A 15,859-nucleotide genomic window follows, 5' to 3' on the forward strand; every position below is an offset into this window, starting at 1 on the left:
TTTGTAGGCATTCTTCTAATTACCATGCTTCCCCAAAAGCACAGTTAACACCAGCTTACCGTTTATTCATGATAATTGAAAATTTCAGGCACCTGTTTTTTACTGCTGACAGAGACTTTCAAATCTTTTAATAGTCCATTATTTAAGCTGTAACACCAGCCATGCACACTTAAAGCCTGATCGCGCGACCAGGCATCCTGGACCACGGTTGTACGACAAACGTTGCCTACCTGTTCAATTACATTCAGTTCACATAATAGATTTGAGCGCTCTTCTTCGTTTTTAATCAGCTTAAATTCTGGCTCATGCTTTAGATAAATTTCCTTGATATTGCTCAGCCAGTTATCAATCAGCCCATGTTTACGATTAGAAAGCGCCACATTAACCCCACCGCAACCATAATGCCCACATACGACGATATGTCTGACTTTAAGAACCTCCACTGCATATTGGATAACAGATAAACAATTCAAATCACTATTAGAAACAATATTGGCAACATTGCGATGAACAAACACCTCGCCAGGCATCAAACCCGTGATTTGATTGGCTGGCACCCTGCTATCAGAGCACCCTATCCACAAATACCTTGGAGACTGCTGTTCCGATAGGATTTTAAAATAGCCAGGAGAATTACGTTCAGCCTGCTCAGCCCACGCTTTATTATTCTTGAATAATTTTTTTATGCCTTCCATTATTTGTTCTCGTCTTTGCTATTGCATAATAGGCAACTTGTATTCGCGCATAATAGCACGTTTATTTCCGCAAGGTCTTCTAACCTATAATTTTCAAATAGGCAAAAAAAAGCCCCGCATTTGCGGGGCCTTTCAAGTATCAGTAGTTCTGAATAGCACTGATTTAACGGAGGATTTTTGCTTCAGTTCGAGGCAGGTTAACTTTTTAAGCGCGGGAGTTGGCAAACAGCCAATGACCAAGCGTAAAAGTTAACCTAACAAAGAAATGCAGCAAAAAGACCCGTTAAATTACATCATCCCAGGCATACCGCCCATACCACCCATACCACCCATATCAGGTGCACCACCTTCTTCCTTCGGTAGCTCAGTTACCATTGCTTCTGTGGTAATCATTAGAGCTGCGATAGAAGCGGCGTTTTGTAGGGCGCTACGAGTTACTTTGGCTGGGTCTAGAATACCCATTTCTACGACGTCACCGAATTCGCCTGTTGCTGCGTTGTAACCGAAGTTACCTTCGCCAGCTTTTACCTTATCTACGATTACTGCTGGCTCTGCACCGGCATTAGAAACGATTTGACGTAGAGGTGATTCCATTGCGCGAAGTGCAATTTTGATACCAACGTTTTGCTCTTCGTTGTCACCACGTAGGTCTGCCAATTTAGAAAGTACGCGTACTAGTGCTGTACCACCACCTGCAACAACGCCTTCTTCTACTGCGGCGCGAGTTGCGTGTAGTGCATCGTCAACACGGTCTTTCTTTTCTTTCATTTCAACTTCTGTGGCTGCGCCGACTTTGATTACTGCAACACCGCCTGCCAATTTAGCAACGCGCTCTTGTAGTTTTTCACGGTCGTAGTCAGATGAAGTTTCTTCGATTTGCGCACGAATCTGTCTAACACGGCCTTCGATTTGCGCTTTGTCACCGGCACCATCAATGATAGTTGTGTTTTCTTTAGTGATTTGAACGCTTTTCGCTGTACCCAGTTGCTCAAGTGTAGTGTTCTCTAGGCTCATGCCAATATCTTCAGAAATCACTGTCGCACCGGTTAAGATTGCGATGTCTTCAAGCATGGCTTTACGACGGTCACCGAAACCTGGAGCTTTAACCGCAGCAACTTTCACGATACCGCGCATGGTGTTGACCACTAGAGTTGCCAGTGCTTCGCCTTCAACATCTTCAGCGATGATCAATAATGGACGGCTGGCTTTAGCAACGCCTTCCAATACAGGCAATAATTCGCGGATATTTGAGATTTTCTTGTCAACCAACAGGATGTATGGGTTTTCAAGTTCAGCCTGCATGCTTTCAGCGTTAGTCACGAAGTAAGGAGACAGGTAACCACGGTCAAACTGCATACCTTCTACAACGTCTAGTTCGTTGTGCAGACCTGAACCTTCTTCAACGGTGATAACGCCTTCTTTACCCACTTTAGCCATTGCTTCAGCAATGATTTTACCGACGCTTTCGTCAGAGTTTGCTGAAATAGTACCTACCTGAGCGATAGCTTTTTGATCTTCACAAGGTACTGAGATGGTTTTCAACTCTTCAACCGCAGCGGTTACTGCTTTTTCGATACCGCGCTTAAGATCCATTGGGTTCATGCCAGCAGCAACTGCTTTCAGGCCTTCAGTAACGATTGACTGAGCCAATACGGTAGCAGTTGTGGTACCGTCACCGGCGATATCGTTAGTTTGTGATGCTACTTCTTTTAGCATCTGTGCGCCCATGTTCTCGAACTTATCTTCAAGCTCGATTTCTTTTGCAACTGAAACACCATCTTTAGTGATGGTTGGGGCACCGAATGATTTGTCTAGAACAACATTACGGCCTTTAGGACCTAAAGTTACGCGTACTGCGTTAGCTAGAGTGTTAACGCCTTTTAGCATGCGTTTGCGGGCGTCATCTCCAAAACGTACGTCTTTTGCCATGATTATTTTCCTCTAAAATTAGTTGAATTTCGGTTAATTTCTATCAATTAGCCTTCAATTACGGCCATGATGTCGTCTTCACGCAAAACTAGAAGTTCTTCGCCGTCAGCTTTAACTTCAGTACCGGCATATTTTCCAAATAACACTTTATCGCCAACTTTAACGTCGACAGCGCGAAGTTCACCTGAATCCAGTGGCTTACCGTTACCCACGGCAAGAACTTCACCGCGACTTGGCTTTTCTTTAGCGTTATCAGGAATCACGATACCGCCAGCTGAGGTTGTTTCTTCTTCTAAACGGCGCACGATGACGCGATCATGTAATGGACGTAAGTTCATGTTTTTCTCCTGGTATAGAAAGTAGTTAACTCACTATAGAAAGTTTGTTTTTAAGAAAGAACCTAATAAAAATTAGTTGCGGCTTTATATGGGGGCGTTTTCCTGGCACTCAAGGGGTCTGAGTGCTAATTTTTTTAATTTTTTATTCCTTTTATCTAACCTAATGTTTTTCATCGTCTTTTCGCTCGTATTCACCTTCTATAATACGACTACCGCTGACTTTGGTTTGCTCCTCATGGCGTTCTTCTTGCTCCGTTCTGGTGCGGGTCTCGCTTTGCTGGTTGTATTGGTAGTAAAAATTACCCTGCCCGTTCATTTTCTGGAACTTAAACCAGCCGGCTTTAATCATTCCTTTGGCGAATGCGCTGCGAGTCGCAGGTATTAACCACAGAAAACCTATGGTATCTGTCACAAAGCCGGGGGTTATCAGAAAGGCGCCAGCAATAATTAATAGCACACCCTCAATGATTTCCTGGGCTGGAGCCTGCCCCTGCTGCATCTTGCCTTTGAAACGTTCGAAGACTGATAAACCCTGATGCTTCAGTAACCCCACGCCGATGATACCGGTTAACAGTATCAGGCCAATGGTCGCCGGTGCACCTAACCAATTGCCAACTTCAATCAGCACATAGATTTCAAGAACGGCGAGGATAAGGAACAGCAGAAAAAATGATCGAAAAAACATAAGTGTGTCTTTGATTAAGGATAGCTTTATAATGGGGACACTCGAGTAAATCACAAGTTCGACGGATATGACACGACTTTCTGAACAGGAAGATTTTCAAGTAGCCCTGTGCACCGCACCGGATCAGGAAACGGCTGAGCGGCTTGCCGAGCTGATGGTCAGTGACCAGTTGGCAGCCTGCGTCAACATTGTGCCTAATATCACCAGTGTTTATCGCTGGAATGACGCTTCTGGTCGCTCTGCTATTGAAAAGGACGCAGAAGTTCTGATGATCATTAAGACCCATGCTGAGTTAATGGCGGAACTGGGTGAGCTGCTGGAAAAAGAGCATCCCTACGATGTTTTTGAGCTGATCAGCTGTAATATTGAGCAGGCGTCATCGGCTTATCTTGAATGGCTTGAAAACAGTCTTCGCTTTTAACCAGACCAATCGTTCTGAAATTAAGTGTTTATTGAGAGCTGTGCCTCATCCATTCTAAGTAATTGATTTATTGTTGCTTCGAGCTCTGTAATAGCCCTAAATGGACATATGTCCCCTACCTTTTTAGCTATTGAGAAGAACAAACGCGCATTTGTTCGTTGCTCCAGATCAAGCCTGCGCTCATATTAGCCAACATTAATATGTCATATTTAGGCTTGTATCATGCGAACACCTTTCAAACAGCTCTATTCGAGCCTGCTTCTGCTGGCTGTTAGTTCACTCGGTTCATCTATCGCCACAGCCGGAGATGCTGAACACAAGAATCTGTTAGACCAACTCAATCTCGAGCAGTATCAGGGCAAAGTGGTTTATGTGGATTTCTGGGCTTCCTGGTGTGGCCCCTGCCGCCAATCATTTCCAGTCATGAATGATCTCCAGCAAACCTATGGTGAGGATAATTTTGTCATTATCGCCATCAATGAGGATTCCGAGCCGGGTGCCGCAGAGCAGTTTTTAGCTCAATACCCAGCCAATTTCACAATCTTTTATGACCAGAATGGTGAGTTAGCCAAATACTTTAAAGTTGATGCCATGCCGACCAGCTACCTGCTAGATCAGACTGGAGCTGCCAAATACCGCCATCGTGGTTTCCGTCAGAAAGACGTTTCCAAACTCGAACAACAGATCGAATCCTTACTGTCCGAACAATCAGTCAATGCTGGAGCCTCCAGTGCCAGCAACTCAGGAGATTCAGAATGAAACAAAAATTACTACTGTTACTCGCCATCCTTGGTTTTAGTGTTTTGAGCGGATGTTCCACCATGGGCGTCAATGCCTGGGAAAAAGACCTGCTTGCCAAGCCCGAAATGGCGCTTGATGAGCAACCGTTAACTGACGCACTTGACGACCATATTTATTTCAGTAAGGAAGCCTCTAGCGGTGGTCGCGCCTATGCTGGCGGCGGTTGTGGCTGTAACTAGAGACTAATCCCCAGAACTGAGAACAATAGTGAGTACTCACCCATGAAAAAGAATTTACTACTAAAATCGGCGCTGGCCACTGCCACGCTAACCCTTATAACAGGTACTGCACAGGCTGAAGAGGGTCAGGAACAAACTACACCAGCCAGTAAAGAGCAGGCGATTGGTGACTGGAAATTTGATGCCGCATTTTTGTTTTACTCGGAAAGCGACAGTCGTGTTTCAGCCATAGAACCCGTTTTCAATGCCAATAAACGTCTGGATGAAGAAGAGTATCTGAACCTCAAGCTAACCGTTGACTCTTTAACCGGTGCATCGCCAAGCGGTGCGGTTGCCAGCGACCAACCGCTGACTTTTACCCGTCCTTCTGGCAACGCCAGTTATACGGTGAATGCCAATCAATACCCTTTGGATGATACTTTCAAGGATACTCGCGTAGCCTTGGCTACTAGCTGGACTTTCCCAGTTTCCGATATGACCAAAGCCGGCCTTGGAGCCAATATTTCCAAAGAGTATGACTACCTGTCGGCCTCGATTAATGGCAATATCAGTTACGACTTTAACAACCGTAACAGTACCCTGTTCGCTGGCCTGTCCTATGCCTTCGATTCGATTGATCCTGTCGGCGGTGCACCAATTGCTTTTGGCAGGATGCAGCCAGTTGGCGATCCGCAAAATAAATTGAGCGGTAGTCAAGATAAGGACACGCTGGATTTATTAGTCGGCATTACCCAGGTCATTGATAGAGAGAGTCTGTTCCAATTTAACTACTCTTATAGTATGTCAGATGGATATCACAATGACCCATACAAGGTACTGAGTGTGCTAGATGACCAGGGCAATTACTTTGATGACGGCATACCGGTTGCCAATGTTCTTTTCGAAAACCGTCCTGATGAACGCACCAAGCACGGTCTGTTCGGTCGCTACAAACGTTATATTGATGGCGACATTCTTGATGTTTCCTATCGTTACATGACGGACGACTGGGAAATAGATTCGCATACAGTCGATCTGAAGTATCGCTTTGCTTTCGATAATGGCGACTACCTACAGCCTCATGTTCGTTATTACACCCAGACCCAGGCTGATTTTTACCAGCCCTATCTGCGTCAGGATCAGCCTTTGCCACAATTCGCATCTTCGGATTACCGTTTGGCTGAATATGATGCCATCACACTCGGTTTGGAGTACGGCTGGAAATCATCCGGCGGCAATCAATGGCGTATGGCTCTGGAGCTGTATAACCAGACTCCAACTGAACCGGAAAAATATGGTGTGCTGCAGCAGCAAACCTTGTTACCGGACTGGAATGCCGTTATGTTAAGGGTCAATTACTCCTTCTAACGACTGTTCCGCTCATGAATGAGGCATTGCATACGATTGCCTATAAAACCTCACAGGGCTTTGTCACCGGCCATTTCACTGCCATGGCAGGCCCCTGTGAGGTAATTATCGAAACATCGGATCAGGAACTGGCCGAAAAAGTCACTCAAACTGTCGCTGACGAAGCCTGGCGCATTGAAAGTACCTTCAGTCGTTACCGTACTGACAATATCATTTACCGCATCAACAACGCGGACGGAGACCCCGTTGAGGTGGACGCTGAAACGGCGCGCCTACTGGACTTTGCCGATCTGTGTTTTGAGGTCAGTGATGGCATGTTTGATATCACCTCCGGTGTGCTTGGTAAGATCTGGAAATTCGACGGCAGTTCTAACGTCCCATACCAGAATGATATTGATAAACTGTTGCCCAAAATCGGTTGGCAAAAGGTGTCCTGGACAAATCCACGGTTGCAAATGCCAGCGGGCATGGCGCTTGACTTCGGTGGCATCGGTAAAGAATATGCGGTCGACTCAGCGGCACAGCTGGCTCGCCAAATTACTGAACTGCCAATATTGATCAACTTTGGTGGCGACATAGTGGCAACCGCACCACCGGTCAGTCGCGAACATTGGCTGATTGGTATTGAGCCACTGGCTTTGGGGCAAAATACCGTACCTCCACAGGTAGCCTTAAAACATGGGGGAGTTGCAACCAGTGGCGACAGTAAGCGTTATCTGTTGCATAACAACAAAGTGTTAAGTCATGTGCTTAACCCAAAAACTGGCTGGCCCGTTGCCGATGCTCCTGCATCGGTTACAGTACTCGCCAGTAACTGTACTCAGGCGGGAATGCTATCAACGCTGGCTATGTTGCAGGGTAAAGAAGCTGAAACTTTTCTACAGTCACAGGAAGTAGAGCACTGGATTCAGCGAAGATAAGGACAAAATAGTTCAATTAAGCAGATTATTTACAGAAAGCTGACACTGGCTTTCAGGAATTTACATACAGTTCACCTGGCTTTGCGTAAAATAACGTGTTATTTCAGCGATTGAACTGCGGTTAATCATTATCAAAGGTCATTTTTCACATGAAAATCGGCATCAAAACATCTATTCACAGCTTTTTATTAGCGCTTTTTAGCTTCATCGCCCTGGGACTATCTTCAAATAGCTCACAGGCAGCCCAGATCGATCTCAATAGTCTGCTTGGCGAAGAAGAGGAGCTGCTTAAGGTCGACGATGCTTTTGTGCTTCAGGCCGAAATTTTAGACAACACCGTATTGGTTAAATTTGAAATCGCTGATGGCTATTATATGTATCGTGAGCGTTTTGGTTTCAAAAGCGACAACGCCACTCTTGGCGAGCCACTGATTCCGGATGGCAAGGAAAAAGACGATCCTTACTTAGGACAGACCGAAGTCTATTATCATTTTATTGAAATTGCGGTGCCTTATTCCAATGCCACCAACCCGTTGACGCTGAGTATAGATTTTCAGGGGTGCGCTGAAGATAGACTCTGTTATCCGCCAACTACTCGTGAAGTCACCCTGGAAGTTCCTGCTTCTACATTAGCTCTTGCCAATAGCGGTACCGCTTCAATAAATTCTGATGCAAAAGATGCTGCGACTGCTTCTAAAGATGGCAAGGAAGCCTTTGTCAGCGAACAGCAGAGCTTGATGGAAGATCTTGAGGAAAAAGGCGTTTTTTGGAACTTCTTTAAATTTATTCTGATTGGATTAGGCCTGACTTTCACGCCTTGCGTCTTTCCAATGATTCCGATTATCTCAGGGATTATCGCTGGTCAGGGTAAAGATCTCACCACTCGTAAAGCCTTCGGACTGGCCTTGAGTTACACTCAGGCCATGGCCATCGTCTATACCATTTTCGGGGTGCTGGTTGCACTGGCGGGGCAATCGCTTTCTGGCTACCTGCAAAGCCCAGGCTTTGTAATTGGTGCCGCGATTGTTTTTGTTCTGTTGTCGCTATCCATGTTTGGTTTTTACGAACTGCAGCTTCCATCAAGTTTACAGGCGAAACTGGCGGAAAAAAGTAACAGTCAGAAAACAGGGAGCTATATTGGCAGTGCGATTATGGGTGCCATTTCAGCCTTAATTGTTTCACCCTGTGTGACTGTGCCATTGATTGCCATCCTACTGATCATTGCGCAAACCGGTGACATTCTATTAGGTGCGGTTTCGCTTTATGGACTCGGCATCGGTATGGGTATCCCACTGATCATTATCGCTGTTACCGAAGGACGATTCCTACCTAAAGCGGGTAACTGGATGAATGCCATCAAAGCCGCTTTTGGGGTCGCCATGCTGGCCGTTGCCCTTTACCTGATTAAACACCTGCTGCCTAACAGCATTTATATGTACGGCTGGTCGTTATTGGCGCTTATTCCGGGCTACTACCTGTTCAAAAATCAACTTCCAAATGTTGGCTGGCGCAACTTGTTTGCCGGTTTAGGTCTGGTTCTGATGATTTACGGTGCGCTACTGGTGATAGGCGGAGCACAGGGTAATCGCAACTTACTACAACCTCTAGGTCAGTCTTATTCTATGATGACCACAGAGTACTCACAGATGGCAGAAGGACCAGCCCAGATGAAACCCCAGGGCACTCTGACCGATAGTTCAAAACCTCATCTGCAATTTGAACGGATTAAAACTCTGTCACAGCTAGAGCAGCGCGTAGCCGAAGCCAATGCGCAAGGCAAAACCGTCATGGTCGATTTCTTTGCCGTATGGTGCGCTGCCTGCTATGAATTTGAAGCACTCGTGTTTACTGATCCAGCAGTACATGCTGCGCTTGGCAATACCGTATTACTCCAGGCCGATGTCACCGCCAATGATCCGCAAGATATTCAACTCATGAACGCCTTTAACATACTCGGCTTACCCAGCATTCTCTTTTTTGACCTGGAAGGCAACGAACTGACTCAGTACCGTGCTAATGGCTTTGAAGAAGCAGATGTTTTTGTTAGAAGAATTGAGGCAGCTTTTGGGTTGTAGTTTTTTTACTTTTTGTCATGCCGCGGCTTCAGGGTCTGCCCCCTTGAGTACCGCTGCATCCAGTGACTTTTTATCTTTTTTGTTTCGCCACTCGGCCAGTCAATAACCTTTAATTTCAACTCATGTCATTCCCACGAAAGTGGGTGACTGCAAGGAATACCCTCGGGTAAATCCATGCTCTTATAAATTCCATTCCTTCACTTGTTGTTTCGCTACTCAGCGAGTCCCTTTTCTTTGCTTGTCCAAAGAAAAGAGACGAAAAGAAAAGACACCCCGTGATTGAGGTTTCGCCTTGCTCAACTTCCTTCGTATTCGCCAAGCCATTTAACGCACCGTAAAATACGTTCCATCCCTGGCCCGAATTTTACTATTCAAATCTTCCACGATTTGAATTGCTATGCCTTGTCTACTACTCAGCTCAATCAAAGGGGTCTATTGGAGCAAGCCTGATATTTTATCTGCATTAATAATTGCTTATCTTTATCTATAACTGTTAGGTTATAAAATCAAAAGTCTCTATGGAGAAAAAAATGTATGATTTATCACCCCTTATTTCTGCTTATTATAAGCTGCTAACCTCGATCGACTGGAATGACCAAATACTAGTTAAAGGGCTGCGAGAAGGCTTGAACAAATTTCCCTCCAATACTTTCCTTAATTTACACCCGGCGAAGCATAAATATCTTTGTGGGCACTTCTACTCTAAACCGGCCTTGCAAACAGTAAAATCTAATATATTTTCAGGTTTAATATTTGAGCACATGGTCCCTAAAAGAGAATATATCCAAAGACCATGCGAAATTGCTGCAGCACAAAATACTCTCTCAATTGATTATGTAAAGAGTTTGTTTGATAAATATTGGAGGATTGCCATTATCACTAAAGAAGAAGATAAGTCATTAAAGTCAAAATCTATGCCTCATAACTGGGATAAAAAAGATATCCATGCTCGATATAAAGAGTCTGGAATAATCCTTATCGAAAGTCCTTTTACATTCGATTAACCAGCGCACTCATCAAATAATTCTGCAAAAAAAAGCCGGCTTGCGCCGGCTTTCTCCTTGGCTTAACACACACTAAGGGGTTTCTACTAAGCCAAAACTTTTACGAATTTTTTGCTTTGCTTTATGGCGCAATGAGCGGGTAACCATATCTTGTTCGATGAAGACTGTTTTCGGGCGTGGTTTGGTCTGTGACCAGATGACGCCGAATAGGACCAGCCCTGCCGCCACATACTGCATGTTGTTTAGTGTTTCACCTAACAACGCCCAACCAAAGAACATTGTGCCAAGAGGCAGTAAGTTCATTAAACTACCGACCTGGCTGGCTGGCATTGTTTTGAACGCAAAGTTGTAGCAGGTAAAGGCAAAGATGTTGACGCCGAAGGCGAGGAACATGATGGCCAATACTGCTTCCGCCGACACATCAAAACTGATAGGGGCACCCTGCACAAATATTAGCGGCAGGAAGAAGATACTACCCATCACAGTTTGCAGTAATGTTAAGAACACCGGCGAATAACGTTGCGACAGACGACGGGCTAATAAGCAATAGCCGGTTGCTGCCAGAATGGCGCCAAACTCCAATGCATTACCCAGCATTGGGTTTGAGGCGTGTTCACTGGATGAGCCGGATAGGGTCAGCCAGATGACTCCTACAACCGCTATAATACAGCCAACTACTAGGCGGCTATTGAGCTTTTCCTTCAAAAGATAGTAAGCGCCTACTGCTACCAGAAGCGGCTGCAATGCTGTCACCATACCTGCTTCTGATGCTGTAGTGTAAGTCAGTGCATAGCTTTCAAAAATAAAGTATAGGCACGGCTCACATAGAGCTAACAATAATAATAGCCACCAGTCGCCTTTCTGATACTGCTGCTTCTTCGCCATCGGCGGCAGGAAGAAAATCAATACTGCGGTGGCCAGAATCATGCGCAGGAATACCGTCATGATCGGTCCAAATTCCGCAATCGCGAGCTTCATGGCAACAAATGATGCTGACCATAGAATGACCGCCAGGATTAAACCGGCAAATGCTAGTTGCTGCTGAGGTAATTTTGTCATGATATGCCCTGCCCAAAACAATCAATCTGATAGAGCCGCGCATTGTATGAATTTCGTTCAAATAAGAAAAACGATCTTTTTTCATCCCTGTTATAAATTAAAGTTATATGAAGGCCTTATTCAGATTACGCCTTCGCACTTATTTATTAATATTAGATTGATATTGAGGCTTCCTTAACCAAGGAAGCCTTAAATTCTTAGCTATGGTAGGTTTTATTCAGAATAGTTTATGCGACAGCTTCGGTTTCTTCTAACAGCTCCAGGCGATAGCCATGCTGATAAACAGTTTTGATACGATACATTCCGTCGCCCTTAATATTAAGCTTCTTCCTCAATGAGCTGACATGAGCGTCAACCGTTCTGGTACTGATATCACAATCAATGCCCCATATCTTCTTGAGCAGAAATTTTCGCGAGTAAAGACGCCCGGGGTTTCTCAGAAATAAAGCTCCCAGATCAAACTCTTTTGAGGTGAGACTTATCGGCTTATCATTAAAACTAATTTGCTTAAGCCCCATTGCGATTTTATAAGGTCCAAGCTCAAAGTTATCCTGGTGCATGGTATATCTTGAATCATTGACCAGTCTGTTGGCATAGCTTAGTAGTGTATTGGGCAGAATCGGTCGGGTAAGGAAGTTATCGAAATGGTGTGTGCAGACCTGATGTAGCTGCTTTTCTTCGCCTTTGTCTGCTATGAAAAGAATTGGGCCCCGCCACTGTAAGAACTCACGTATCTGTTCCAGTAGCCATTCAGTGGTATCATCGTTACGCCAATCCAGTATCAGCAGATCAAATTCTTCCGCTTCTAGCTGTTTCAGCAGATGTTTTCTATCCTTGCCAATATAACACTGGTAACCAGCATCTTTTAATGCCACCAGATATGGTTCATCGAACTCGAACTCCTGAACCAGATGCAACACTTTTGGTAATTTAGACATGTCTCCGTACTCCCTTTGCTCTTTCTCGCTCTGTTATTGCTCGCTTGAGACTCCTTGCAAATTCCACTGCGTAGGCACTGTAATAAGTTTACAAAATGCTTCTGTTTATTTTTTATACGCCTCAACTACACTAGCAGATTTTTTTGAAATGTAAAATTATTATGTATCAATTTGTAGACGTCCGTTACTTAGACTATTGCCAATGTAAAACTACTCCGACCATTAAGATTAAATGTGGTTATTTGCTTCTAACTTACTGTAAAATGCACCATCTTATTTTTTGCTTACTGCGTCACACTGGATCGGCTTTAAAAACCGACTCCATACCGATAAACTGACTTTTCAGCGAAAATAACCGAATTTAAGCTATTTTTAGCGTTACTTAGGTAATGGTATGGCACATATTTTGCTTCTACATGGCCCAAATCTTAATCTTCTTGGACAACGTGAGCCTGACGTTTACGGCAGCGATAGCCTTGAAAGCATTGATATGGCCGCCAGAAAGCAGGTCGAGTCAGCCAATATGCGCTTTTCCAGCCTGCAAAGTAACTCTGAAGCTGAGTTAATTAACGCTATCCAACATGCAAAAGTCGACAATGTGTCGCTAATTGTTATTAATCCAGCTGCATTTACGCATACCAGTGTTGCTTTACGCGATGCTCTGCTTGCAGTTGATATTCCCTTTATCGAAGTGCATCTATCAAACCCACACCGTCGCGAAGCTTTTCGTCGTCACTCCTATTTCAGTGATGTCGCGCTAGCCGTAGTGGCTGGGTTTGGGGCGGACAGCTACCGCTACGCCATTGATGCAGCCATTAAAACCCTACAACATTAACAGGTAGTGATTATGGATTTACGCAAAATTAAAAAACTAATTGAGTTGGTCGAAGAATCTGGCGTTGCCGAACTGGAAATCCAGGAAGGTGAAGAGTCAGTTCGTATTTCTCGTCACAGCTCAGCCGCTCCAGCACCAATTCATTATTCGGTTCCTCAAGCAGCGCCAGCGCCACATGCAGCTCCGGCACCACAACAGGAGAGTGCACCTGCTCAATCAGCTGAGCCTGAAATGAGTGGCCATATTATCCGTTCACCAATGGTTGGTACTTTCTATGCCGCTCCATCGCCTGGCGCCAAAGACTTTGTCCAGGTTGGTCAACAAGTTAAAGCAGGCGATGTTCTGTGCATTGTTGAAGCGATGAAGATGATGAACCAGATCGAATCGGACGTTACCGGTACGGTAAAAGCGATCCTGGTATCCAACGGCGAGCCTGTTGAATACGACGAGCCAATGTTCATCATTGAGTAAATCCTACGGCTTGTAAAAGCCCATGAATGAATAGGACACTGAATATGTTAGAAAAAGTGGTCATAGCCAATCGCGGTGAAATTGCCTTGCGCATTTTGCGCGCCTGCCGCGAATTGGGAATCAAGACCGTCGCCGTGCACTCGACCGCTGACGAAGACTTGATGCACGTCCGTCTGGCCGACGAGTCAGTGTGCATCGGTCCGGCTTCAGCGCAAGCCAGCTACTTAAATATCCCTGCGATTATTTCAGCGGCTGAAATTACCGATGCAGTGGGTATTCACCCCGGTTACGGTTTCCTTGCCGAAAATGCAGATTTTGCCGAACAGGTTGAGCAAAGTGGTTTCACTTTCATCGGTCCAAGAGCAGACACTATCCGACTGATGGGCGACAAAGTTTCCGCAATTTCAGCGATGAAAAAAGCTGGCGTACCCTGCGTACCTGGTTCAGACGGCCCATTAGGTAATAACGAAAAAGATAACATTGCCATGGCCAAGCGCATCGGTTATCCGGTGATCATTAAAGCTGCCGGCGGTGGCGGTGGTCGCGGTATGCGTGTGGTGCGCAAAGAAAGCGAACTGGTTAAAGCCATTGAGCTGACCAAAGCCGAAGCGGGCTCTGCATTCAACAATGACATGGTTTACATGGAAAAATTCCTGGAAAACCCACGTCATATTGAGATTCAAGTTTTAGCAGATAGCCACGGTAATGCGATTTACCTTGGTGAGCGTGACTGCTCAATGCAACGTCGTCACCAGAAAGTGGTTGAAGAAGCGCCAGCTCCAGGCATTTCTGAGCAGATGCGTCGTCATATTGGTGAGCGCTGTGTGCAGGCCTGTAAAGAGATTGGCTACCGAGGTGCGGGTACGTTTGAATTCTTGTATGAAAAAGGCGAGTTCTATTTCATCGAGATGAACACCCGTGTTCAGGTAGAGCATCCAGTAACTGAACTGATCACTGGTGTGGATATCATTAAGGAACAGCTGCGTATCGCCAGCAATCAGCCGCTATCGTTCAAGCAGGAAGACATCAAACTGAACGGTCACTCAATCGAGTGTCGTATTAATGCTGAAGATCCTGACACTTTCATTCCATCGCCAGGTGTTATTCAGCGCTATCATGCGCCAGGTGGTCCCGGGATTCGTATTGACTCGCATATTTATGCAACTTACAAAGTTCCGCCATACTATGATTCAATGATCGGTAAACTGATCACACATGGTGAAACTCGCGAAGTTGCGATTGCACGTATGCAGATGGCATTGGAAGAAATTGTGATTGACGGTATTAAAACTAACATTCCATTACAGAAACGTATTCTTGCTGATGCAAACTTCCATAAAGGTGGTACTAACATCCACTATCTGGAACAACATATGTTTGGCGAGAAAGAGTAAGCGTTAACCTGTACTACTTAGGCCGTCCTGTTTTCTTTATCAGGAAAACTGGGCGGTTTTTTTATTGCCAGTTAATGTCATCGATGAAGCGCCACATAATCTTCGGGTTCTGTTTCTTATCTTCAATAATCAGCAAATCAACACCTTCACCATCCCCTGAATCTGTGACCAGCCATTCGGTCATAATCATCAAGTCTTCTATCTCATCAGCATTAAAGTCTGCTCTGGCAACTTCAGTAATCTTGACGCTTAAAACATCATTCAGCAAAACCTCAAACACATTATCCTGAACGGTATTGATCTCATTAATATTGAGCTCAGCCAATGTTTTCTGCTGCGCGTTTCGTTCCTGTTGCTCATTAAAACTTGGAGTTATATTTGCAGGAAGCTGTTTTAAATAGTCTATAGATAAGGACTGTGGCAAATAGCTTGAAGTTGCCGGCTTAGCATGGATAAATTTCTTGGCAATTGCACAATCAAGCTTGGCCATAATCAACAGATTGGCTTGTCTTTCAACCACAGAATTGATAGGCGCTGCATCAATTTCCATGCAATTCTGCAAATAGCGCTCACCATTATTCTTAAACTGTATTGGAGAATAGGGTTGCAGGCGTGTATTACTATAGTTCTCATCCAGTATTTCAAAGTGCTCTACAATGTTAGGGTTTAGCCATTTCTTTTTCTTTTCATTATCAACTTTTTGATCACTGTTCTGATTGCAACCAATCAATGATGTTACCAGTAACGGTATAGCTGCCATCGAACTTA

At 44.9% G+C, this 15,859-nt stretch carries 17 protein-coding genes; 10 read left to right on the forward strand and 7 right to left on the reverse strand.

From position 1 onward, the window contains the following. Window positions 1-62: 62 nt before the first annotated feature. From can to B158_RS0100740, 4 genes are all read right to left on the reverse strand, one after another. A complete protein-coding gene (gene can, locus B158_RS0100725) occupies window positions 63-695 on the reverse strand; it encodes a carbonate dehydratase (protein WP_018623403.1) in 633 nt (210 codons plus the stop codon). Between the two features lie 288 nt (window positions 696-983). Further along, window positions 984-2,627: a chaperonin GroEL gene (gene groL / locus B158_RS0100730; RefSeq protein ID WP_026309165.1), complete on the reverse strand. Its 1,644-nt coding sequence runs from the start codon at window positions 2,625-2,627 to the stop codon at window positions 984-986. A 44-nt stretch (window positions 2,628-2,671) separates the two neighbouring features. Continuing rightward, complete coding sequence (gene groES / locus B158_RS0100735; RefSeq protein ID WP_018623405.1) at window positions 2,672-2,962, reverse strand: co-chaperone GroES; 291 nt, start codon at window positions 2,960-2,962, stop codon at window positions 2,672-2,674. Window positions 2,963-3,122: 160 nt separating this feature from the next. Next, window positions 3,123-3,647, reverse strand: coding sequence for an FxsA family protein (locus B158_RS0100740; protein ID WP_018623406.1), 525 nt, complete (start codon window positions 3,645-3,647; stop codon window positions 3,123-3,125). 67 nt (window positions 3,648-3,714) lie between these two features. Here B158_RS0100740 and cutA point away from each other — a divergent pair, with 67 nt between their 5' ends. The 7 genes from cutA (at window position 3,715) to B158_RS12790 (ending at window position 10,394) form a co-directional block, all read left to right on the forward strand. Next, complete coding sequence (cutA, locus tag B158_RS0100745; protein ID WP_018623407.1) at window positions 3,715-4,068, forward strand: divalent-cation tolerance protein CutA; 354 nt, start codon at window positions 3,715-3,717, stop codon at window positions 4,066-4,068. Window positions 4,069-4,290: 222 nt separating this feature from the next. Further along, window positions 4,291-4,827, forward strand: a complete 537-nt coding sequence (locus B158_RS0100750; RefSeq protein ID WP_018623408.1) for a TlpA disulfide reductase family protein — start codon at window positions 4,291-4,293, stop codon at window positions 4,825-4,827. Next, the gene (locus tag B158_RS0100755; protein WP_018623409.1) at window positions 4,824-5,048 is read left to right on the forward strand and encodes a DUF4266 domain-containing protein; all 225 of its coding nucleotides are present in this window, start codon (window positions 4,824-4,826) and stop codon (window positions 5,046-5,048) included. The genes B158_RS0100750 and B158_RS0100755 overlap by 4 nt, the downstream gene beginning before the upstream one ends. Window positions 5,049-5,090: 42 nt before the next feature. Continuing rightward, window positions 5,091-6,395: a DUF3570 domain-containing protein gene (locus tag B158_RS0100760; RefSeq protein WP_018623410.1), complete on the forward strand. Its 1,305-nt coding sequence runs from the start codon at window positions 5,091-5,093 to the stop codon at window positions 6,393-6,395. Window positions 6,396-6,409: 14 nt separating this feature from the next. Next, window positions 6,410-7,315 carry an FAD:protein FMN transferase gene (locus B158_RS0100765; RefSeq protein WP_018623411.1) on the forward strand — a complete coding sequence of 302 codons (906 nt, stop codon included), beginning with the start codon at window positions 6,410-6,412 and terminating at the stop codon, window positions 7,313-7,315. Window positions 7,316-7,464: 149 nt separating this feature from the next. After that, window positions 7,465-9,390: a protein-disulfide reductase DsbD gene (gene dsbD / locus B158_RS0100770; protein WP_018623412.1), complete on the forward strand. Its 1,926-nt coding sequence runs from the start codon at window positions 7,465-7,467 to the stop codon at window positions 9,388-9,390. Between the two features lie 530 nt (window positions 9,391-9,920). Further along, window positions 9,921-10,394, forward strand: coding sequence for a hypothetical protein (locus B158_RS12790; RefSeq protein WP_018623413.1), 474 nt, complete (start codon window positions 9,921-9,923; stop codon window positions 10,392-10,394). Window positions 10,395-10,466: 72 nt separating this feature from the next. Here the strand turns inward: B158_RS12790 and B158_RS0100780 are convergent, their stop codons facing one another. Beyond that, entirely contained in the window at window positions 10,467-11,453 is a 987-nt protein-coding gene (locus B158_RS0100780; RefSeq protein WP_018623414.1) for a DMT family transporter, read from the reverse strand. A gap of 227 nt (window positions 11,454-11,680) precedes the next feature. After that, window positions 11,681-12,391 (reverse strand): response regulator transcription factor, encoded by a 711-nt coding sequence (locus B158_RS0100785; protein WP_018623415.1) that lies wholly within the window; start codon window positions 12,389-12,391, stop codon window positions 11,681-11,683. Between the two features lie 394 nt (window positions 12,392-12,785). On the opposite strand from B158_RS0100785, the gene aroQ reads away from it, so the two are divergent. The 3 genes from aroQ to accC are packed head-to-tail and all read left to right on the forward strand — an operon-like array spanning window position 12,786 to window position 15,091. After that, window positions 12,786-13,226, forward strand: a complete 441-nt coding sequence (aroQ, locus tag B158_RS0100790) for a type II 3-dehydroquinate dehydratase (RefSeq protein WP_018623416.1) — start codon at window positions 12,786-12,788, stop codon at window positions 13,224-13,226. A gap of 12 nt (window positions 13,227-13,238) precedes the next feature. Next, window positions 13,239-13,697, forward strand: a complete 459-nt coding sequence (gene accB, locus B158_RS0100795) for an acetyl-CoA carboxylase biotin carboxyl carrier protein (RefSeq protein ID WP_018623417.1) — start codon at window positions 13,239-13,241, stop codon at window positions 13,695-13,697. Between the two features lie 44 nt (window positions 13,698-13,741). Then, on the forward strand, window positions 13,742-15,091 hold the full coding sequence (accC, locus tag B158_RS0100800; protein ID WP_018623418.1) for an acetyl-CoA carboxylase biotin carboxylase subunit: 1,350 nt from the start codon (window positions 13,742-13,744) through the stop codon (window positions 15,089-15,091). A gap of 61 nt (window positions 15,092-15,152) precedes the next feature. Here the strand turns inward: accC and B158_RS0100805 are convergent, their stop codons facing one another. Beyond that, the gene (locus tag B158_RS0100805; RefSeq protein WP_026309167.1) at window positions 15,153-15,851 is read right to left on the reverse strand and encodes a hypothetical protein; all 699 of its coding nucleotides are present in this window, start codon (window positions 15,849-15,851) and stop codon (window positions 15,153-15,155) included. Between the last annotated feature and the right edge of the window lie 8 nt (window positions 15,852-15,859).

It is taken from the genome of Kangiella aquimarina DSM 16071 (assembly GCF_000374105.1).
Classification (GTDB): domain Bacteria; phylum Pseudomonadota; class Gammaproteobacteria; order Enterobacterales; family Kangiellaceae; genus Kangiella; species Kangiella aquimarina.